General features: G+C 62.2%; 15 protein-coding genes. 4 read left to right on the forward strand and 11 right to left on the reverse strand.

Annotated elements, in window-relative coordinates:
* Positions 1–87: 87 nt before the first annotated feature.
* From PQR53_RS10975 to PQR53_RS11000, 6 genes are all read right to left on the reverse strand, one after another.
* Positions 88–366, reverse strand: a complete 279-nt coding sequence (locus tag PQR53_RS10975; RefSeq protein ID WP_408453028.1) for a PAAR domain-containing protein — start codon at positions 364–366, stop codon at positions 88–90.
* Positions 367–380: 14 nt separating this feature from the next.
* Positions 381–1,550 (reverse strand): type VI immunity family protein, encoded by a 1,170-nt coding sequence (locus PQR53_RS10980; protein ID WP_408453030.1) that lies wholly within the window; start codon positions 1,548–1,550, stop codon positions 381–383.
* A gap of 38 nt (positions 1,551–1,588) precedes the next feature.
* Entirely contained in the window at positions 1,589–2,803 is a 1,215-nt protein-coding gene (locus PQR53_RS10985; RefSeq protein WP_408453033.1) for a VRR-NUC domain-containing protein, read from the reverse strand.
* 14 nt (positions 2,804–2,817) lie between these two features.
* The gene (locus tag PQR53_RS10990) at positions 2,818–5,604 is read right to left on the reverse strand and encodes a type VI secretion system Vgr family protein (RefSeq protein WP_408453036.1); all 2,787 of its coding nucleotides are present in this window, start codon (positions 5,602–5,604) and stop codon (positions 2,818–2,820) included.
* Positions 5,605–5,846: 242 nt separating this feature from the next.
* Positions 5,847–7,277, reverse strand: a complete 1,431-nt coding sequence (locus tag PQR53_RS10995; RefSeq protein ID WP_408453039.1) for an HdeD family acid-resistance protein — start codon at positions 7,275–7,277, stop codon at positions 5,847–5,849.
* Between the two features lie 194 nt (positions 7,278–7,471).
* On the reverse strand, positions 7,472–8,395 hold the full coding sequence (locus tag PQR53_RS11000) for a recombination-associated protein RdgC (RefSeq protein WP_323048141.1): 924 nt from the start codon (positions 8,393–8,395) through the stop codon (positions 7,472–7,474).
* A gap of 293 nt (positions 8,396–8,688) precedes the next feature.
* Here PQR53_RS11000 and PQR53_RS11005 point away from each other — a divergent pair, with 293 nt between their 5' ends.
* A complete protein-coding gene (locus PQR53_RS11005) occupies positions 8,689–9,009 on the forward strand; it encodes a hypothetical protein (protein ID WP_408453041.1) in 321 nt (106 codons plus the stop codon).
* 44 nt (positions 9,010–9,053) lie between these two features.
* On the opposite strand, the gene PQR53_RS11010 is transcribed toward PQR53_RS11005, so the two are convergent.
* Positions 9,054–9,899, reverse strand: coding sequence for a glycosyltransferase family 2 protein (locus PQR53_RS11010; protein ID WP_408453044.1), 846 nt, complete (start codon positions 9,897–9,899; stop codon positions 9,054–9,056).
* Between the two features lie 479 nt (positions 9,900–10,378).
* On the opposite strand from PQR53_RS11010, the gene PQR53_RS11015 reads away from it, so the two are divergent.
* Positions 10,379–11,689: an O-antigen ligase family protein gene (locus PQR53_RS11015; protein WP_408453047.1), complete on the forward strand. Its 1,311-nt coding sequence runs from the start codon at positions 10,379–10,381 to the stop codon at positions 11,687–11,689.
* Here PQR53_RS11015 and PQR53_RS11020 read toward each other — a convergent pair.
* The gene (locus PQR53_RS11020) at positions 11,679–12,758 is read right to left on the reverse strand and encodes a glycosyltransferase family 4 protein (protein ID WP_408453049.1); all 1,080 of its coding nucleotides are present in this window, start codon (positions 12,756–12,758) and stop codon (positions 11,679–11,681) included. The two genes, PQR53_RS11015 and PQR53_RS11020, sit on opposite strands and share 11 nt — an antisense overlap.
* 159 nt (positions 12,759–12,917) lie before the next feature.
* Here PQR53_RS11020 and PQR53_RS11025 point away from each other — a divergent pair, with 159 nt between their 5' ends.
* Positions 12,918–13,943, forward strand: coding sequence for a glycosyltransferase (locus tag PQR53_RS11025; protein WP_408453052.1), 1,026 nt, complete (start codon positions 12,918–12,920; stop codon positions 13,941–13,943).
* 21 nt (positions 13,944–13,964) lie between these two features.
* Here the strand turns inward: PQR53_RS11025 and PQR53_RS11030 are convergent, their stop codons facing one another.
* The gene (locus PQR53_RS11030; protein WP_408453053.1) at positions 13,965–15,008 is read right to left on the reverse strand and encodes a glycosyltransferase family 2 protein; all 1,044 of its coding nucleotides are present in this window, start codon (positions 15,006–15,008) and stop codon (positions 13,965–13,967) included.
* Between the two features lie 255 nt (positions 15,009–15,263).
* Entirely contained in the window at positions 15,264–17,057 is a 1,794-nt protein-coding gene (msbA, locus tag PQR53_RS11035; RefSeq protein WP_408453056.1) for a lipid A export permease/ATP-binding protein MsbA, read from the reverse strand.
* A gap of 190 nt (positions 17,058–17,247) precedes the next feature.
* Between msbA and PQR53_RS11040 the strand changes: the two genes are divergently transcribed.
* Complete coding sequence (locus tag PQR53_RS11040) at positions 17,248–18,009, forward strand: glycosyltransferase family 2 protein (protein ID WP_408453058.1); 762 nt, start codon at positions 17,248–17,250, stop codon at positions 18,007–18,009.
* Between the two features lie 69 nt (positions 18,010–18,078).
* Here the strand turns inward: PQR53_RS11040 and dnaE are convergent, their stop codons facing one another.
* The gene (dnaE, locus tag PQR53_RS11045) at positions 18,079–21,651 is read right to left on the reverse strand and encodes a DNA polymerase III subunit alpha (protein ID WP_408453061.1); all 3,573 of its coding nucleotides are present in this window, start codon (positions 21,649–21,651) and stop codon (positions 18,079–18,081) included.
* Positions 21,652–22,010 lie beyond the last annotated feature (359 nt).

Genomic DNA, 22,010 nt, shown 5'->3' on the forward strand with positions numbered 1-22,010 from the left:
AATCAACCCTTTGATAAATGACCCCGCTGCCCAAGGCTTTCCGGGCGGCGTGGGGGAGAAATTTCTTTGCCCTTACGCCCCATACAGCTATTCCCCAACGTTTCCCCACACGCTGCTGTGCGGCACGCTCGAAATGAGACGGCACCCGCACGTCCCGTGATGACCATGGCGTGCGAGCGAACGGCCTTCATCGTCCATCACGTCATCGCCCTCGATGATGATGTTCGGCTGTACCTCGGGATGCAGCGGGCATTCGATCAGGTCGCCCTTGCGGGCAAGCGGAATGCCGTCATAGTCAGCCGTTTCGGATGCGGTGATCACCTTACCGCCATGATCGGTGATGTCGCCAAGCCGGATAAAATCCATATTGCTATCCTGGCTCAGTTTGTTTTCACGGGGACGATCTCAGGCGTGCGGGGAAGCGGGGGCGCGTTCCGGTCATCAAAACGGGCTTCCCATCGCCGCGTGCCGTCACTGTCGGCATGGGGCGCGCCTGGAACATTGGTGTGCAATCCCTGTGGATCAGGATTGCGCAGCATGCGAAGCACACTGTTGACGACCCGATAAGGCTCAGACCATTCCTCTTCGGGCGCACCAAGCCACGGGAAATCTCCGGCCCGAATAAGCAGGCACTTCCCGATCCGATCGATATTGATGTCGGGGCGCGCGAGTTCGGTACGTACCTTTGCCTCGCCGCCAAGGCGGTCCACGAACAGGTCGCCAATGAGCGTGTACCAGTTCACGCCTTTGATATAGCCGTAGCTATCAATTTTCGCGCCGGGATGCAGATCATCATAGAATTTCGTCCCGCGCTCCACTGATTCGCCTTCGTAGGAACTGGCGAGATATTCATTCCTTTGCACAAACCAGTAACTGTCAATTTCAAGTCCCTTGAACCGCTGCGCCATGACCCATTCCTGCGATAGGTAAGGGTGCATGTTGTACGGCAGGATGGCCGACAGGCCGCCATAGCCGCCGCACACCGGAAGCTGCGCGCAGACGAACCGCAGGAACGATTCGTATTGCTGTACGCCTTCCGGCGTGTTGACGAAATCCATCGGCATCCAGAATTTCAGGGACGACATCCCTCCGTCCGTGCCTTTTTTGGCCACAAACCCACTACCCGGCAGCCGATAGTCCTCTGCCAATGCCTGACTAGTCAACGTCCCAATCTGATAGGCCGGTGCAGCGTCCGGGTCTGCCTCACTGGACCGTACCGCTTCCACGGCTTCGTAGGGCGGCGTCTCGACAATGGCGCGGCGGATCGCCTCGACTCCCGGACGCATCCTTCGGCCAAAGTTGCCTGTTCCCTCCGGTCCCTTGCCGCCCTTCAGGTATTCGCCAAAGAGTTCCGCGAAGCGGTCGAAGCAGTCTAGGACGCCCTGCCGCACTTCCAGCGTCGAACCGCCCCGAAAGAACACCGTGCCGATCACGCCAGGCAGCACCACGAGCCGCCCCTGCCTGTCGTGCAGGCACAGTTCTTCACGATAGCGCTTCAGGGCTTCTTCCGGTGTCAGCACCGGTTTTGATGACGCATTAGAACTCATCATTCAATCCGTTTGAAAGTCGTTAAGTTCAGGATCAAAGGCTAGGCGAGTTCGGCAAGCAGTACGGCTCCGCCTGCCGTTGCCGCGATCGCCACCAGCGCCGCCAGCACGCCCACCAGCACCTCGGCCAGCACCACGACAACCGCCACTCCGGCAACCAGGAGCACAACAGTTGCTACGCCCCCGACGGCAGTGATCAGGACATGCCCCCAGTCGATCTGCTTGAGCTGCGCTGCCACGAGATCAGTCTGTCTGCGGATCTGTTGCCAGCCTTTCACGAGTTCCACCGTCGTGTAGCGCCAGAGCGTGCGGTTATTCTCATCAACGTAGCGCCACGTCTGCCCCGACATGTCAGCGACCCATCGCCCTTTCTCGAACAGCCATGCCGCGCTCGCACGCAGCCACGCCTGGGTTTCGTCAGAGAGCTGGCGAATACCCTGCCTGGTGGTGTCCCACAGGGCAGCGACTTTGTTTTCAGCCGAATCAGCCGCTGTTTCGAGCGCGCTCCAGGCTTCGAACCAAGCTGGCTGGGGAACCGGCCTTCTCGCGCGAATGCGTGCCCGCAGTCGCTTCCTGCCCGCGAGCCAACCCAGAAATGCCGCCGCGATGGCGGCTTCGGCCAGTTCTTTCGAACGCTGATCGCCGCCTTCCACGTTCAGCACGGTCATATGGCTTTTGTCGCCCGCAACCGCCAGATAATCATCTTCCTGTTTCCATCCCCAGTCATCACCCGGAAACTTGACCTCAACCAGCCGCAGCAGATTTGGCGTCTGCGTGCGTCCATCCTGATCGACGTTACCGCGCCCCGGCCACCGGTTGGCCGGTTCATTGACGATGACGACATCCGGGCGGCGCACATCTCCCTTTACCGCTCCCCGCAGGGGAAACGGATTGAAGGTGTGGCGTCGCCCCGCATCATCGGTTCCATTCGATATGCTAAGAAATGGCACCGGGGGAATGCTTTTTCTAAAGCGATACGGCCGCATATCGAACGACACTTCCGCCTTGTACCGGAAGCAGTAATCCCTTTCTTCTTCATCCCACCGGATTTCAGCACTCATCGCGATCTGCTTGAGCAGACTGACGCCCACAAGTCCATCGCTTTTCTGCGCCCTCAAACTGATGTCAGGCCACCACATCGCCGAGCGGATTTTCTCTTCCAGATAGCCCATGCCCTGATCGGGCAACCGGGCATATTTTGGAGTTTCTTCCTTGACAGTTACAGTCGAATCAAAGGGTGTTATCGGTGTTGCCATGTTCAGCCATCCTCTCAACTATCCACATGATCTGAAAAGATATCGTTGCCTCCGCCGACCAGATGCCACGCCTCGGTTTGCGGTGTCTTGAGCGAATCAGCCACGTGCAACTGGACGGGCTGCGGGGCAGACGTAAATACCGGCACCGTCTCACCCTGATCCGTCGTGAGCCCGCTCCACGTGCGCCCGTCCGGCAGCTTGAGCTGATAGGGGTGCCGCGCCATCGGCAGCCCGCTCTTTGCGTTGGCCAGTACGTACCGCGCCTGGTAATCGGGCTTGAACGATTGCAGTGGCCGCAGCGTCGAATCGGGTCCTGTCTTACTCCACGTCGCGCACTTTTCGAGTATCTTGCCGGTCGTTGCATTCACGATGCCGCTACCATTGATACAGACGAACGAGCCACCCGCACCGATCCACACTTCCTGTTTGGCTTCGATGATGATCCTCCCGTCCGTGCTGCTGACCGTCAGGTCCTTCAGCGCCGCCAGTTCCATCGCATCATCCTGCGCCTGGACTTCGACCTTTCCCTTCGCCGCGAACAACCTGATTCCGGCCTGCGCCGCAAAGAAAAAGATTCCCTCCCGCACCGATGCGTAAAGTGACTTGAGCGCCGCTATCGCGACGTTGCCGCCCGTGGTCAGCGCGGTGTGGTTGCGGCTCGCAATGTGCGTGCTGTCCTGCGCGCTCAGATGGGTACTGGCCGCACTCGATACCGCGATATCGGGGTTCCGGAATTCGGGGAAGTCACCACCCTCGCCACGTAGCGCGGCGTTGGCATTTTTGATCGCGTCTGTCACGTCGCCCTGGCTGTGCGTCGCGTCCTGTGCGCAATGCTGCTGCGCCAGTTTCGCCAGTTGCTCGTGAACGCCATGCGCCTCGGTGAGCTGCGCGTGCGTTTCAGACATGTCCGTCACCTTGCCCACTGCATTGGCCCGGCCATGTGTCGTCGCAAGCATGCCCTGCGTCGCGCGAAGCGCGCCCCGCAGGTCCGTGCGCAGTTCGAAACCTTCTCCGCGAGCATCCTGCCGCCCGTCGTTGCCGTCGATACGCGTATTGAAACCGAGGCTCAGGCTCGACTTGCCGTGATCGCTGGCAAGCTGCGCCTGCTGTCTGCCGTGCGTGTCGTCCAGCGCCAGATGGTTCGAGGATGAGCCGCCTTGCATGCTGCTGCGTATCCCCGACAGCCACTGGTTACGCGGCAGCTCCCACGCGGGCAGGTTGTGCGCGTTCACGACACTGCCGTAAAGGAACGGCATGTCGGGATCGTTGTTGATATGCCCCACCAGGATTTCACTGCCAATGCGCGGAACCCACGCTGTTCCCGTCTGGCCGCCCTGCCACTGCTGCACGGGCTGAATCCAGATGAAGGAATTCTGGTCAAACGTGCCTTGTCTGTCGGGCACGAGCTGACACTTGATACGGCCATAGGCATCACACCAGATTTGCTGGCCTTCAGGACCGGTCACGATGGCGCGCACGACCCCAGCTACAGGCCGAGGTGTATCAAACGGCATGCGGAAATATTCACGTACCGGCTGGATTTCGAAATCCGTCTCGCACCGGAATACCTGTGCCGAACCACTGGCCTGATCGACTTCGGTGAGTTTCAATCTGGTGAACACGACCAGATATTCGACGTTCGCCTTCACGAGCGGATAGTCGGTCAGATGAAACGTAAAGCCTGCCTTCAGGCCGCGCATGTTGCCATGACCTCGCGCACGCAGACCGACGCAGCGCAGCGCCTGCATCCGCACCAGCGCCGCGAACTGCGCGTGCGCATTGGCATCGAGCGGACGGGCGTTCAGGCCCATCGCGCCCTGGCGCGGCTCACTCACGTTCTCGAAGGCGTAGTACTCCTGGTCCGCGCTCGCTGTATCACGCGGCTGACTGTCCTCCACGCGCAGCGGTGTGACACGCGCTCCAAGGTGTGGCCGCGTATAGTCATGCGCCACGACGGTGGATTTTCCTTCGGTCTGCTGGCTCGCCAGTTCAAGCCGGTCGATGTGCTCTTCGTCAATGCGTTCGCCGTTCGAAAAGCGCAGCGGCTCGTATGCTTCGCCATGCCGGTGAAATGCGCCCAGCGTGTCTGCGATGACAATCCGATGAGCGCGGTTCGCATGCTCAAACCAGTAGAAGAGTCCGTTCGATTCGCACAGTCGCTGGAAAAACGCGAAGTCGGATTCGAAGAACTGGCACGTCAGGTCGCGCTGTGGATAGTGGTCAATGACAAGCGGCCCGGCAATACGCCACTCAACCGTCACCGGATAACTGGCCAGCACCGTTTTAATAACCTTTACCACCGTACTGTTCTGGAAGTTGCGGTAGTTGCAGCCCTTCGCGGCCTGCGCCTGCGCAGCTTCGACAATGAACCTGTAGACCTTCGAGCGGTCATCCTGCCTCACGAATTCCGCCCTGGTCACCATCCCGGTGATCTCGCGCACATGGAAGCCGCGATTACCCATTCCGGTGTCCCCTGGCATGCCGGGAACGAATTCACCCCGGCCTGGGATGTCGATTTCCACTGTGACCTGCGTCCCAACGATGCTGTCAAGATCCAGCGTGGTGCGCCTGGAATCTGTCACGGCAATATCCGTCCTGCAAAGCACCGCATAACGGAACGACCTGCCGATGCCTTCCTCACCTTCCAGATCGATGACGCGAAGCAGGGGCTCTGAACCTTCATCTTCCGGCAGCAGGCAGTTTTCTGGCGGTGTCCAGCGTGGGAGCGCCGCGCCGCTTATTTCGACGGTGCGCTCGGGCTTCCGGTAGATCCCCGTGTGGTTATCAAGGTAATTTTTCATAGTCTCCCCCACTCATTCCCAGCGACGCAGCGTCAGCTGTCAAACCTGCTAATTGACCAGCTAAAAATCGTCAGGTCAACGGAATTAATATGGGATAGACGAGTCGTGACACTTCTTGAAGAAAATGCGGCGCGTCTGCCTCTGGCGAGGATGAGTACCGTGTAACGGTCGTGAATGTGGCGCGGAGGCAGGCCGAGGCCCTGGCCCCTGGTATCGCACGCGGATCGCGGCCTATCGGCCTATCAATCACGCACCGCGTCCGCGGCAGGTCCGCTCGCGGCGTCCTGTGACGCCGTGCGCGCTTCCTCGCGCCATTGCTGCCGCGAACGCAGCATTCTGCGTAAAGCGAGGCGCGCCATCTTCACCCAGCCCGACGGACGCGGGTCGGCGAGCATGCTGAGCGCGCGGGCATAGTCGAGCGTGAGGCCGGGCGTCCACGCCATCGTCGCGGCGCGTTTGCGCAGTTGCGCGGCCACCCACAATTCCGGCGTCGTAATCACTCGCAAAAATGGCCGCCAGCCGCCGAGGCCGCCCCACACGCGCGCCGACGCCCCTTCGATCGCCGCTTCCAGTGCACGCGAGACGCTGCTCGAACAATTGCGATACGTCAGGTTGTAGGTCGTGTCCTGACGATAGGTGTCCCAGAAGCGGCGCAAGCGAGCCGGATCGTAATTGCGTATGCGCACCTGAACCGTCGACGGACACCATGCTTTCGATTCGGTCGGATAATCGGGCTGGAATAGGCCGGGCACGTCGTTCTCGCGCGTCGCGCGCAGGAGCCGCGCGAAATCGTCAGGCGAACGATCGATCTCGACGCCCGGATACAAGCTGATATAGATGCCTTCCGGCGATTCGAGCGCGGCGTGGCCGGTTGATATCACGCCGTTGCGATCCACCGCCGCGATATAGCGGTCGACGATCAGCTGCCGCCGCGCCTCGCCCTTTGCCGAACCGACCGGCGTCCACACATGGACGGTCAACGCGTCTTCATCGGCGGTGGGCGGGCCGTCCCACTCGACTGCGCCCAACCGCCCTGGCGCCACCGCGCTCGCAGCGGAATTGGCGGCATCCGCGCTGGCGGCGTCCGCGCTTGCATCATACGAAGCGACCGCGGGATTCGACGCAAGACGGCGCACACGCGTGCTCAGCAAAATCATGTTCCAGCCGCCGAATATCAGGCCAAGGCCGAGACAGTACGGCACCGTGCCCACATAGTGCGTCGGATACGGCTGATAGAAGAAAACCGCCAACGCGATTTCAACGCCGCCGCCGATCATCGCGAGCCGCCACGTGCGATAGCGAACGACCTTCGCGGAGACGATCTGCAACAGGCCGTCGGCCAGAAAGAGCGTGCCGAAGATCATCGACAGAATGAAGTTGCCATGATGATGGCCAATCAGGATCAACCCCGCCGCAACGCAGAATGCGAGGCCCTTCACATAGCGCAGCACGCGTTGCCCGCCCATGCCGGTCCAGGCAACCGCCAGCGTGGCGAGCCCTTCGAGCAGCAGCAACGACGCAAACAGTGTGATCGGAAAATAGAGCGCACTATCGAGCGCGTCGATGAACACCACCACGCCTAGCGCCAGGCTCACCCAGCCGATCCGCTGCAACGAGCGCCAGCGCGTGCGCAGATAATCGACACCCAGCAGGATCATGACGAGTCGAACCATCGCAAGCCCTCCGTGAATGATGCGCCTTTCAGATCGCAATCTTAACCATATTCACGGAGCTGGGGCACACGCTCCGGCACGGGGGTGTGTCCGCGCATGTCGACGCGTTCATGAAGGGCCGGCGCGTCTTGCGAGATCGCGGACCCATGCATGGCCGCATCGTCGCGGCAGCCTATGGACGCGTTTGGCTGGACTCAGGCAGCCGCGGCTTGCGGCATCGCCTCGCCCTGCTCGCCGCCCAGCGCGTCGAGCAGATCGTTCAGCATGCGATCGAGTTCGGCGGTCATCAGCGTGAGGTCGGAATCGAAGCGCTCATCGTCGTTCTGCGCGGTCGGGTCGCTCGCTTCCTTGAGGACGTCGAGCGGCGCGATGCGCTTGATCGTGAGCGACGGCGTCAGCACGAACGACACGCGATCGTTCCACGTCATCGCCAGACGCATGCATTGCTTGCCGGCTTCGATATGCCGGCGCATATCTTCGGCATCCAAAGTATGTCCGACATAGCGCACCGTCGCGTTGCCTTCGGTCGGCGAGCGCAACTCGGTGTCCTGGTCGAGTGTGAAGCCCGCGGGACCTTCGCCGGAAAGCAGCCATTCAGTCATCGCCGCAACCGGCGACTGCGTGACGCGCACGGTGCCGAGCGGCAATTGATCGATCGACTTCACCAGCAGACCGCGCACTTCGTCGGCGACCGCTTGCGAGCCCGCATCGATCACGAGCCAGCCGTTCCTGGTATCGATCCACACACGCGTATCGCGGCGAATGCTGAAGGCGCGCGGCAGCAGGTCGTCGGTGACCTGCTCCTTGATCTCGCGCATCTGCTTGCGGCCGGGTTTGAAGCCCTGTTGCTCTTCGAGTTCGAGCGCGCGTGCCTTGGTGAATTGCGTGACGACCGAAGCCGGCAGCAGCTTCTTTTCGGTGCGGAACACCAGCAGCATCTGAGCGTTGAGCGAATACACCAGCGAGTCGTTATCGCGCGGCGACGCCCAACCGTGGCTTTGCATCTCGACGCTGTTGCCGGGCGCGAACGCGTGCGGCGCGAGCCATTTCTCCATTTGTTCAGGGGTGACGGACCACGGAGCGGGAAGGCGGTGCAACTGGAGGTTTTTGAACCACATGGGCGGGGTCTTTTACGGGCAAAGCGCGTCATTCTATATGACCCGGCGAAGATGGCCCCGTCAGAAGCCTGAGCGCTCGCGGCGATGAAGCGGTACCTTCGCAACAGCCACTTTCCAATAAAACCGAAACCGTATTAGCGCCAGACCGATTACAAGCCGACGCTGCTCGACGGCTCGGGTGCGATCAAGCCGTAGTAAGCCGTAGTGGTTTAGCCGCATGGGTCCTGGGGCGCGCTTTGCGTTCAAATCACCTAGACTTTTTAAGAAACACGCGAACCTGGACGGAGGCGGCCATGGCCGATGAAACCGCACCCTGGCAGATGGTGGAGTACGAGGGCTTCGAAATTCACGTGGCGCCCTTCCCGAAAAGCCCGCCCGACGAAACGAAGCCGTCAACCGCCGCTGATAACCGCTACACGTATGTAGGCTACGTGTGTCATCCAGGCGCCGACCCGACCATCCCCGGGCATGCGGTGCCGTTCCATGCGGACGGCGAGGAGAGCTTCACCGGCAAGGATGAAGCGCTCTACGAAGGGGTGCACGTGGGGCGCAGCATCGTCGAAGGCACGCATCCGGATCTGACGGTGCTGCCGCTGGTGACCGGCGGCGTGTAACGTACGCAAAGCGTACGCAAAAGCGCGCGCCGGCGCCCGTGCCCTTAGCTGAACGCCCGCTTGATGCGCGACTTGAGCAGCGCGCGGCGCAAGCGGCCGGTCCGCTCAGGTTCGCTGACCGCCTGGCTGCCTTCCACCGCCGTGCCGCGACGCAGAAAATAACGGTCGAAAGTGGCTTGCGTCATGCCCCACTTGTTCAGGAACTGGCGGCGCCCATCGTTCTTGACGACCTTGCCGGTGCTCTTCTGCTGGAAGTGATAAACAAGACTGTCGCCGACGCCGAGAAACACCCGGCAACCGGCGTCCCACAGCTTCATCGAGAAGTCGTTGTCGCTGCTCATGCCGGGGCTCAATTCGCTGCTATAGCCGCCAAGCTTGTACCACCAGTCGCGATGCACAAGCGTGGGCGGCCACGTGGCGCCGCGCCAGTCGGCGCGCACGAGTTTCGGCGCGGCGGCCACCAGTTCGTCGGCGCGGAAATTTTCCACATCGCGGCCGAAATTCTGAACGACGACGCAGGGATTACCGGAGTCGACCGGCTCGACCATCGTGCCGGACAGCATGAACAGATTGTCGGCCGGCATCTGCGCGAGGCGCTTGACGAGCGCGTCGTCCCAGCCGGGGCAGCAGTACATGTCGTCGTTCATGTAGACGATGTAGTCCTGCGTGGCGCGCGCCGCCGCGATATTGACCGCATGACAGATGCCGATATTGCCGGGCGACGCGGTATGTTCGATACCCTCGCCGCGCACCCAGGCGAGGGTGCCGTCCGAGCCGTCGTTCACGTGCACGATGATCTGATGCGCGTGCGTGGAATGACGCCGCAAGCTCTCGATCACGAGCCGCAGGTAAGGCAGATTATTCCAGGTCGGGATGATGATTGTGAACATCGATTCGGTCCGTTGAGCTTGCCGTCGGCGCGAGCGCGGTTCAACTCCGCATTGGCAATCCGGTGTAGTGAAGTGCAATTGAATGACCACCGTGCCCGCGACATCACCGGGCGCGGCGTTGAAGAATCGCTGTCGGCGTGAGTGTCTGCGGGCGCGCTGGGAGCCTGACACCGCACAGACAGCCAAACAGCATCGCCCATCTGTTTCGCCGGGGATTGTACCGCCGCCGCCCGCTCATACTACAAATACCATGGTCCGCCACCCATGACGGCCGTCTTTGAGCAAGACCGTCCGTGCAACGCGACACCGGTTGCTGCACCTCCGCCGACGCGTGACTGACTGTGTACTTCAGCAAGCATTCCGCAAGGGACCGCACGGTTATAATCGCGATCGCTCTACCGTCTTAAAAAACGCACCCAAGGGTCCGGTCATAGCAATTCCACCACCGGAACGGTAGTGTTCTTACATATTGTTGCCCTATGATTTTTGCTCCCAGTCTGGTCTGGCTCAGCACAGCCCTGCTGTTTTTCGCGCCCGCGGTCAATCTCGTGTGGCGCGGCGGCACGGGCTACTGCTTCTTCGCAATTCTCGCGCTGGCGCTCGGCGCCGCCGTGGCCAACCGGCGCATGCCCGGCTATTTCTCCGGCCTGCGCACCTACCGCTGGTTCACGATCGGCATGCTGGCTTTCGTCGTAGCCATCGCCGTCCAGCAGGCGCTGTTCGGCTACTGGCTGCCACGCCAATTCGACGCGTTGTCGCGCTTCGTGCTTGCCCTGCCGGTCTTTCTGCTGCTGCGGCAGTTGCCGTCCAGGCATCTACGCGTGATCGGCTGGGGCTGTGCCGCCGGCGCGTTGGCAGTGGGCGCCTGGGCGCTCATGGATCAACCCCCTGGCGGCTGGACGGATGCAAATCGTCTGAATAATTCCTATACAAATGCGATTCCGTTCGGCGACACCGCGCTGCTGCTCGGTTTTCTGTCGGTTTTCACGTTGGGCTGGGACAAGCCGCGTAACGGGTTCGGGTTCGGGTTCGTGTTCGGGCTGCGGTTACTGGCACTGGTGGGCGGCGGCTACGCATCCTATCTGTCGGGCAGCCGCGGCGGCTGGCTAGCCGTGCCCGTGTTCGTCGTGCTGCTCGGCATGCAGTATCAGTGGTACGCGCACAAGAAGCGTCTCCTGATCACGACGCTGGCGATCGTGATCGCCGCGGGTGCGCTCCTATCGACGGAACGGATTCAGAAGCGCCTCGCCGAAGTGACCAACGACGTGTCAATGATGCATCAGGGCGAAGACTACACGTCGGTCGGCCTGCGCTTTCAGTTGTGGAATGCGTCCGGTCTGATCTTTATGCATCATCCGGTGCTCGGCGTCGGCAAGGGGCGTCTGGTGGACGAGTTGGGACTGCTCGCGAAGCGTGGCGAAGTGAAGACGGAGATCGTCAACGAGCGCGCCCATAGCGACTTTTTCTCGACGCTTGCCGAGATGGGCGCAATCGGCGTGATGTGCCTGCTGCTGTTCTACTACGGCATCTCCGTGTACTTCTGGCGTCACAGGCTGTCGAGCGATCCGGCGATTCGCGCGGCGTCCTATGCGGGGCTGGCGGTTGCCACCAGCACGGTGATTTTCGGACTGACCATCGACGTTCTCGTGCCAATCATGGTCACCGTGCTGCTCGCGCTGCTGGTCGCCACGTTTCTCGCGGTGATCGATTCGCGCAAGCGCGAATTGGCTACGGTGCAGCCAGCGGCGGCACGCGCCGCCCGTCAGACCACTCCCGGAGTCAACGCCTGAATAGTTTGTAGAGCGCGGCGACATGAGCATCGACACTCGGGTCGTAGACCAGGCTCTTCAGTGGCTCGGCGATACGCGCGTCGCCGTCCCGCACACGCTCCATCGCGGCCTGAATGGCGCGCTCGAAGCTCCCCGCCGACTGCCGCGAAAACTCGATCTTCGCCGCCCCGGTGACGGTCTCCGCCGATCCGACGTTGTCGGCGATCACCAGCGGCGTGCCGCACATCACCGACTCCACGCCCACCAGACCGAACGGCTCGTATGCCGACGCCACCACGGTAAAGTCGGCGGCGGCGAACAGTTTTTCGATCTCCTTGCAGTACCCGACATAGCGAATCGTGTCGCTGGTTTTCGGCACGGGCCGTCCAGCCACCGCCAGGCAAACCGGCAGCGTGGTTTGTGCAAAGAATGCTTCCAGCAAGGGATAGCCTTTGCGTTCGTGACTGGTCGACGAAAATACAAAAATCACGCGGTCCTCGGGTAGACCGAACTGGCGGCGCACCGCGGCTCGCTCTACGTCGTTCAGCGGCTGAAAACGCGCTGTGTCCACGGGGGGATAGAGGACGTCGATGCGCTCGGGCGGCACACCGTAGAAACGTTGCAACTCGCGGCTCATCAATTGCGAATGCGCGACGATCGTACGCGCCTGCGAATAGACGCGCCGCTCCATATCGATCTGCCATTGGTCGCTGCGGCGCGCGGTGCGGCCGGCGGCTTCGAGCGAACCCGGATGCGTGCCGCCGCACAACGCGACGTCGGCATGCGTGGAGTGGTTGATCGAGAAAACGCACGCCGGACGGTGCCGTTTCAGCCGTTGCTTGAGGCGCCAGTCGAACGCGAGATTGCGAAGCTTGCGCGGCGCCCAGCGGACATTGAGCGGCTGGGCGTCGACCCACGCCGCCTCGGGCAGCGCGCGGTCGATCTCACGGGCGAACAACGTGGGACGCAGGCCCATCCGATGCAAACCGGCAATCACGTCGCGCGTGTAGCGTTCGGCGCCGCCACTGTTTTTCAGCGCCTGGGCGGTCAGGGCGATGTCGGTAACAGGACGCCGGGTCGGATCGGACAAGGATCGGTTCTCTGTGAGGCGCCCGCGCGGTGGAGGTGGAGGACCGTGCGGACTGGTTTCGGGGCAGCGGCAATTGTAAAGGATGGGCTTCGCGGGCTACATGACGCAGCCCTCCCGTCACCGATTAGAATCTAGCGCAACCGCACCCCACCCTATTCCATGACCGATAGCCCGTCGACAAGCCCTGAATCCGCAGCGTCAGACACTGACCGCCCGCTCGTATCGATCCTGCTGATCGCCTACAACCAGGAAAAGCAGATCGCCGAGGCCGTGCGGAGCGCCCTCGCGCAAACCTATGCGCCGCTCGAAATCATCATCTCGGACGACGCCTCCAGCGACGCCACGTTCGCCGCGATCGAAGCCGCGATCGCCGGCTACAGCGGCCCCCACAAAGTGATCGCGCGCCGCAACGCGGCCAACCGGGGTATCAGCGCACATCTATCGCAAATCGCGCAACTGGCTGACGGAGAACTGCTGTTCGTGGCCGCAGGCGACGACATGTCCGCGCCGAACCGCTGTGAGCGTGTGGTCGATTTCTGGCTCGCCCATGATCGCCGCCCCGATCTGATCGCCACCGACCTCGCGGACATGGACGAAGCCGGTAATGTCCACGAACGAATGTCGCCGACCGAACTCGACACCTATCGCAGTTTCGACGACTGGCTCGCCGGCCGCCCGTGGCTCATCGGCGCCGCGCACACATGGTCGCGCCGGTTGTTCGAGCGCTTCGGCCCCATGCTGCCGGGCGCCGCCGCGGAAGATCAGATCATGGTGCTGCGCGCGATCCTGTCGGGCGGGGCCGCGAGTCTGCGCGAACCGTTGGTGCGCTACCGGCGCGGCGGACTATCGCGCAAACGCCGCTATCGATCGGTGGACGAGTTGATTGCGCGAATGCGCCAAAGCAATCGCCATGGACTGGCGGAACTCGCGCAGTTGCAGCGCGACGCCGAGATCGGCGGCGTGGGCGAACGCATGCGCACGGCGCTGGCGTCCAAACTCGCGCGCGAACAATTCATTCACGCGATGTTCGAAGCGAGCGGTCCCGGAGAACGTATCGGGCTGCTTACGCGCTGTCCCAACGTCAAGCTCGGGCTGCGCCTGCGCATGTTTCTGTATGCGACATGCCCGGCGATCTACGCGCCGGGCATCTGGCTCAAGCGGATCGTGCGGAAAAACGGCCGCTGAAACCGCTGGCCGCAAGGTGCTTCAGGAAGTGCTGCGCCGCCCGCGCAAGCGCCGGCCGAACGGCTGCTGCGCCTCGACGCCGAAGCTCAGCAGACTTTTGCGCAAGCGCCGCATCATTTTCATCGCCCGCAGGAAGGTCTCGCCGGTGTGGCTGAGCAGCACGAATTCGAGCGCGCCGCGCCAGTTCTCGATGCCGCGCGAAAACGCGTTCATATCGTCGCGCGCATCGAGCGGCAGTTCAGTTCCGAAACGCCGCCCGAACAATTGAATCTGATCCGCGATGCCGTCGATCTGACGCCGTTTGCTGGCGCCCCGCCGCTCCGCCGCCGCCTGCTTGCATTCGTCGCGCGCACCGGCCGCCGACCGCTGATTGGTCGCACTCGCGCCAACCGCATTGCTGTCGTGCTGGCGATATTTCAGATGCGGCGCCGCCACGTAACGGATCTCGCCGAACGATGCCACCACCATCGCCAGCCACCAGTCGTGCATCACGATGCCGACGGGGAACGGCAGCGCGCGCTCCAGCGCGGCGCGGTTGACCAGCATCGCGCAGCCCGGGATATGGTTGCTCAGCAGAAAATCCCGCAGACGCTCGGCGCGGCACGACTTCGCCGTGATATCGAAGAGCGACTTCGACAGGCGGCACAGCGTCGCATCCACCAATTCGATGTCGCAGAACGCCAGCGCCGGCGTGGCGACGCCGCGGGCCTTTTCCAAGGCCTGCAATTCGTGCATCAGGTCGGAGAGTTTTTCGGGCGCCCAGACGTCGTCCTGATCCGCCAGTGCGACGTACTCGCCGCGGCAGCCCGCCAGCGCACGCTCGAAATTGCGCACGATGCCCACCCGCTCGCCACCCGGCATCAGCCGGACCTGCACGCGGCCGGCGTACGCGGCCAATAATTCGGGCGTGCCGTCGGTGGAAGCGTCGTCGGATACCACCACCTCGAGATTAGGCCAGCTTTGCGCTTCCAGCGAAGCCAGAAGCTCGGGCAGATAAGTGCGGCCGTTATAGGTCGCAAGCGCAATCGAAACGAGTGGTTTGCTGGTGGAATCGTCGTGATGCATCGCCAGGAGGTTTTCCTCTGCGGAATAGGGTCGTCGGTCGTCAGCATGCGTTTACTGTAGAAAAAGCGCAACAAAATTAGACGAAACGCAACACCATCCCAAAAATGGGCTAAAAGCCCCGCTTGACACGCGGTTGTAAGCGAAGGGGGACAAAGCTCGCGAGAAATGCCGCGAACGGTTGTCAGCCGCGGCCGGGAGACGCCTGGAAGGGGCGCTGCCCGGCTGGCTGTTGCAGCATGTGGGAAATTGGGCTGATCAGGCTGCGTCCTGCTGGAACTGAATGCGGTGCAAATGCGCATACAGCCCATCTTGCGTCAGCAGTTCGCGATGGCTGCCGCGCTCGACAATCCGTCCCGCTTCCATCACCAGAATCCGGTCGGCCCGTTCGATGGTCGACAAACGGTGCGCGATGACGAGCGTGGTACGGCCCTTCATCAGGGTTTCCAGGGCGGCCTGCACATGGCGCTCGGATTCCGAATCCAGCGCCGAAGTGGCTTCGTCGAGAATCAGGATCGGCGCATCTTTGTAGATCGCGCGCGCGATCGCGAGACGCTGGCGTTGGCCGCCCGAAAGCATCATGCCGTTGTCGCCGACCAACGTATCGATGCCGTTGGGCATCGCCTCGACGGTGTCCCACAGGTTGGCAGCGCGCAGCGCCGCCTTGACCTTGTCACGATCGGCCGTCTGGCCATAAGCGACGTTGTTGGCCACCGTGTCGTTGAACAGCACGACGTCCTGGCTCACCATCGCGATCTGGCTGCGCAGCGCGTGCAGGTCATATTCCGGCAGCGCGACGCCGTCGACCAGAATTTCGCCGCCGGTCGGATCGAAAAAGCGCGGCAGCAAATTGACGAGCGTGGTCTTGCCGCTGCCCGACGGGCCCGCGAGCGCGACCATCTCACCCGGCGCCACCTTGAACGACACCCGGTCGAGCGTGTGGCGGTTATGCGTGGCGTTGCTGCCATATGTGAACGAGACGTCGCGGAATTCCACTTCGCCGCGGGCGCGCTCGAGCGGCTTGCCGCCGCCCTCCGGTTCGGACGGCTCGTCGATCAGGCCAAAAATCAGTTCGCACGCCGTCATGCCGCGCTGCAGTGGCTGGTTCACGTCCATCAGGTGTTTAAGCGGCGAGATGATCAGCAGCATTGACGTGACGAAGGCGACAAACCCGCCGACGGTGGTCTGATCCGACGACGACTGCACCACCGCGATGGTAATCACCACTGCAAGTGCAATCGACGAGAGGAACTGCGTCAACGGCTGCGCAAGGCCGCCTGAGACGGTCATGCGCATGGCGTAGCCGCGCAGACGCTTGCTCATCGCCGTGAAGCGATCCGTCTCGTACTGCTCGCCGTTGTGCACCTTGACGACCTTGTAGCCACCCACCGTCTCTTCGACGATGTACGAGAGTTCGTTGGTCAGCAGTTGATGCTCGCGATTCAGGCGCCGCAATCGGCGGTTGATCTTGCCGACCAGCCAGCCGATTCCCGGCAGCAGCACCGCGACGATCAGCGTCAGGCGCCAGTTCAAATAGAACAGATAGCCAAGCAGGAACAAGACTGTCAGCGAATCACGCACCAGCGTGACCATCACGCTCAACAGCACGTTGAGAATCTGGTTCACCTCGAAGACGATCGCGTTGATCACCGTGCTCGCGGTTTCGCGCTGGAAGAACGCCACGCTTGTGTGGATCATGCGGTTGAACATCTTCAGCCGCAGTTCGAGCAGAATCTTGTTCGACACGTACGCGAGCAGATAGCCGGACGCGTATTGCGACACGCCGCGAATCAGCGCAAGGCCGATCACCGCAACCGGCACGAACCACTTGGCGTTGTCGTTTGCATGCGCGCCGAAGCCCTTGTCGAGCAGCGGCTTGAGCAACGCGGGAATCGCTGCGTCGGTGCCGGCGCTCACGGCCATTGCGACGATTGCGCCGACCACCACCCACATCAGCGGCTTGATATACGGCCACAGGCGTCGAAAGACGACTGCGGGCGACGATGCCTCACCTGAACCGATGGGTTTGCTTAACGTTGGCTTCGCGCTCAAGGAATCCTCTGAGAATGCGGAACAGCATCCGCACAACGGGCGGATGGCCGCCGCGCGGAATGCCTGACGCGTGAAATATCAAAAAAGTGCATTGTAAACGGTTGGTGATGGCGGCCGGGGATATGGATCGGGCGGGTTGTATACTTGCGCGACTCATTCCCTACCCCTGCACCCTCCACGCAATTCAGGTATGCAAGAAACCACCCTCGGCGTCGCCATCATCACCAAAAACGCGGCGGCGCGACTGGCCGAATGCCTGCAGGCCGTGGCCTTCGCCGATCAGATCGTCGTAATCGACGGCGGCAGCACCGACGGCACCGCTGACATCGCCCGGGCACACGGCGCGCGCGTGCTCGAGCAAACCGACTGGCCGGGCTTCGGGCCGCAAAAAAACCGTGCGGTGGATGCGCTCACCACCAGTTGGATTCTCTCGATCGACGCCGACGAAATCGTTTCGCCGGAACTGGCCTCGGCGATCCGCGCGGCGCTCGCGGCCCCCACCGCCGATGTCTACGCGGTGGACAGGTTGTCGAGCTTTTGCGGCCACTGGATTCATCACAGCGGCTGGTATCCCGACTGGATTCCGCGCCTGTTCAAACGGGGTGCTGCGCGTTTCTCCGACGACCTCGTGCACGAACGCCTGGTGTTCGACACTCCGTCGCAGCGGCTGACCGGCAAGCTGATGCACTACTCCTACGAGGACTTCGAGGGCGTATTGCGCAAGCTCGACGCGTATTCGAGCGCGGGTGCGCAGCAACGTCATGCGGCCGGCAAGCGAGGCAGTTTCGGCAAGGCGCTCGGGCGCGGCGCATGGGCCTTCGTGCGGACCTACGTGCTGCGGCGCGGATTTCTCGACGGCCGCGCGGGCTTCATGATCGCGGTGTTCAACGCGGAAACGGTGTACTACCGGTTTTTGAAGCTGGCGCGGCTTGGGGGAAAGACGCGGCGCTAGGACTGGCCGGCGCGGGCCAACCAGAAATCAAATTCCAGTCGCGGCTCGCGCCTTTCAGCGCGGGCTGAATCAATAAACGATCTCGATCGAGCTTCCGGCAAACTCGCCGCGCAATGCCGCGAGCAGTTCGTCGGTCGGCTTCACGCGCCACGCGTCGCCCAGACGCATTTCGCCTTGCGCATTCTCGCTGCGATAAACCACCTGCACGGCGAGGCCGTTCGGAATCTGCACCGCCTGACGCTGCCCACCGCCGCCATAACCGCCGCCGTTGCGACCACCGCCACCGCCATTGCCGCGCGACGACGCCGCCGGTGCCGGCGCAGCTTGTGGCTCGTCTTTACCCGCGCTATGCGCTTCGAGCACGCGCCGCAACGCCAATGCGTCTGCATTACCGTTCATCTGCACCTTCACGGCTTCCGCATAACGGCAACGTGCGCGGCCGAGATCCATCACCGTATCGACCGTGAAACGGATGCCACCCGTAAATGCGTCGTTACGCGCCTGGCCTTGCACCACCAGCAATTCGTCTTCCTTGAACAACTGCTTGTGCGCTTCAAATGTCTCATTGAAGACAGTCACTTCGCATTGGCCGGTGCCGTCGTCGAGCAGCGCGATCAGCATCTTGCCGCGCTGGGTCATCTGCGTGCGCAGCGATGCGATCACGCCTGCGACCAGCTTGTCGCGCCCTTCCTTCAGTTCGCCGATTTTCTGACGCACGAAACGGCGCACTTCGTCTTTATAGGCATCGAACAGGTGGCCCGACAGGTAGAAGCCGAGCGCGGCCTTTTCTTCCTGCAGCTTCTTCTTTTCCGGCCATTCCGGCTCGTCGACCAGCTCGTGACCTTGCGACGGCGCATCGCCCATGTCGAACAGGCCCGCCTGCATCGCATTGGCGCTTGCCTGCTCGGCGGCTTCCATGGCCAGCGAGACGGAGGCGATCAGTTGCGCGCGATTCGCGTGCAGCGTGTCGAACGCGCCGGCGCGGATCAATGCTTCCACCGTGCGGCGATTGACGATCCGGCGATCGACCCGGTTGCAGAAATCGAAGATGTCGATGAACGGACCTTCTTCACGTGCGCGGATGATTTCTTCGATCGCGTTCTGGCCGCTGCCCTTGATTGCGCCGAGACCGTAGCGGATGGTTTTCGACCGCTTGCCGTCCGCTTCCGCTACCGGCTCGAAACGGTATGCGGACAGATTGACGTCCGGCGGCAGCACGGCCATCTTGTTCGTGAGGCAATCCTCGAACAGGATCTTGACCTTGTCCGTGTCGTCCATGGCGAGCGACATATTCGCCGCCATGAATTCGGCCGGATGGTGCGCCTTCAGCCACGCGGTGTAGTACGCGAGCAGCGCATACGCTGCCGCGTGCGACTTGTTGAAGCCGTAGCCCGCGAATTTCTCCATCAAGTCGAAGATTTCGTCCGCTTTCTCGCCGGTCAGCCCGTTTTTCGAGGCCCCCTGGCGGAACAGCTCGCGGTGCTCGGCCATTTCCTCGGCCTTCTTCTTACCCATCGCGCGGCGCAGCAAGTCGGCGCCACCGAGCGAGTAGCCGCCGATGATCTGCGCCATCTGCATCACCTGCTCCTGATAGACCATGATGCCGTAGGTCTCTTTCAGAACAGGTTCGACGCGCGGATCCGGATACTCCACCACTTCGCGGCCGTGCTTACGCGCACAGAAGCTCGGGATCAGGTCCATCGGGCCCGGACGGTACAGCGCGACCAGCGCGATGATGTCTTCGAAGCGGTCGGGCTGCGCGTCTTTCAGCATGCCTTGCATGCCGCGGCTTTCCAGCTGGAACACGGCGACCGTGTTCGCCTTCTTCAGGATCGAGAACGATGCGGCGTCGTCGAGCGGCACCTGTGCGAGCGACCAGTCTTTCTTCGACGGATCGAGACGGCGGATATAGCGCTCGGCCCAATCCAGAATCGTCAGCGTGGTCAGGCCCAAAAAGTCGAACTTCACGAGGCCGACGGCTTCGACGTCGTCTTTATCGTACTGGCTCACGACGCCGCTTTCGTCGCCCTGCGTATAGAGCGGACAGAAATCGGTCAGCTTACCGGGCGCGATCAGCACGCCGCCGGCGTGCATACCGACGTTACGCGTGAGGCCTTCCACGCGTTGCGCGAGTTCGAGCAACTGGTGCACTTCGTCTTCGTTGTCGAAGCGCTCCTGCAACAGCGGCTCTTCCTTCATCGCGTCGGCGATGGTGACGTGTTTGCCTGGTTTGAACGGAATCAGCTTGGCGATGCCGTCCGTGAACATGTAGCCGAGATCGAGCACGCGGCCGATGTCGCGCACTGCCGCTTTCGCCGCCATCGTGCCGAAGGTGGCGATCTGCGACACGGCGTCCGCGCCGTATTTCTCCTTGACGTATTGAATCACACGGTCGCGGCCGTGTTGGCAGAAATCGATGTCGAAGTCGGGCATCGACACCCGTTCCGGATTCAGGAAACGTTCGAACAGCAGGTTGTAGCGCAGTGGATCGAGGTCGGTCACGCCGAGCGCGTACGCCACCAGTGAACCTGCGCCCGAACCCCGGCCCGGACCGACCGGCACACCATTGTTCTTCGCCCAGTTGATGAAGTCCGCAACGATCAGGAAGTAGCCGGGAAAGCCCATCTTGATGATCGTGCCGCACTCGAATTCGAGGCGCTGATAATACGTTTCGCGCTGCGCCTCGCGCTCGGCTTCAACCGGATACAGTTGTTCGAGACGCTTTTCGAGGCCCTCCTTCGACAATTGCACGAGGTAGTCGTCGAGCGACATGCCGTCGGGCGTCGGAAAGAGCGGCAGCTTCGGCTTGCCGAGTTCGAGCGTGAGATTGCAGCGCTTGGCGATTTCGACACTATTGGCAAGCGCCGACGGAATGTCCGCGAACAACGCTGCCATCTCTTCTTGCGTGCGGAAATACTGCTCCGACGTAAAGCGCTTCGAGCGGCGCGGATTCGCCAGGATGTCGCCTTCGGAAATACACACGCGCGCTTCGTGCGCGGTGAAATCGTCCGGCGTCATGAACTGCATGGGATGGGTGGCCACCACCGGCAATTTCAGCGACGCCGCGAGTGCGACCGCCTGCTGCACGTATTGCTCGCCGCCTGGCTGACCGCACCGTTGCAGTTCGATATAGAAGCCACTCGGGAACACCCTGGCCCAATGCAACGCATTGCGTTTGGCCGCTTCTTCGTTGCCGGCGGCAAGCGCGAGCCCGATGTCGCCCTGTTGCGCACCCGACAACGCGAGCAGGCCTTCACCCAGGCCCGATTCGAGCCAGCCGGCTTCGACCTCCGCGCGGCCGCGATACTGATTCGTGAGCGATGCCTTGCTGAGCAGTTCGCACAGGTTCAGATAGCCGCGCCGATTCTTGACCAGCAGCAGCAAACGCGAAGGCTTCTCGCGGTCGTCCGGATTGGTGATCCAGACATCGCAGCCGGCAATGGGTTTGACCCCTTTGCCGCGGGCTTCCTTGTAGAAACGGACGAGGCCGAACGCGTTGCCGAGGTCGGTTAGGGCGAGCGCGCCCTGACCGTCTTTGGCAGCGGCCTTGACGACGTCGTCAAGACGCACGATGCCATCGGCAATCGAGAATTCGGAGTGAACGCGGAGATGAACGAAGCGGGGATCTGACATGGGCGACATTGTAACTCCACCCTTCCGGAGTTTTCAGGCCAAAACCGCGCGTTAGCCATTCGGCTTAGGACGGCAACGCGAGCGCGCCGTACATCGGTGTTTTGCGGGCAGTGGAAGGTTTCGGTGACAGCGCATGGGCGTACGTCTTGCGCGCCCAGACGAACCAGCAGGGGCAAATCAGCAGTATTTCACTCGCCAGAACGCACGGTCCCGGCGAAGTCATGGAGTAAGCGCCGTGCAAGTTTGCGAGCGATTTGCGCTGCCGCAACTGGCTGGCCATTCGGCCGAGTCGGCCTAAGCGCCGGCTTGAGGGATAATACGGGTTTCGCCTATTCGACGTGGCCGGCCGCATGGAGGCTGAATGTGGG

This window comes from Paraburkholderia fungorum (genome assembly GCF_046027605.1).
GTDB classification, from domain to species: domain Bacteria; phylum Pseudomonadota; class Gammaproteobacteria; order Burkholderiales; family Burkholderiaceae; genus Paraburkholderia; species Paraburkholderia fungorum_F.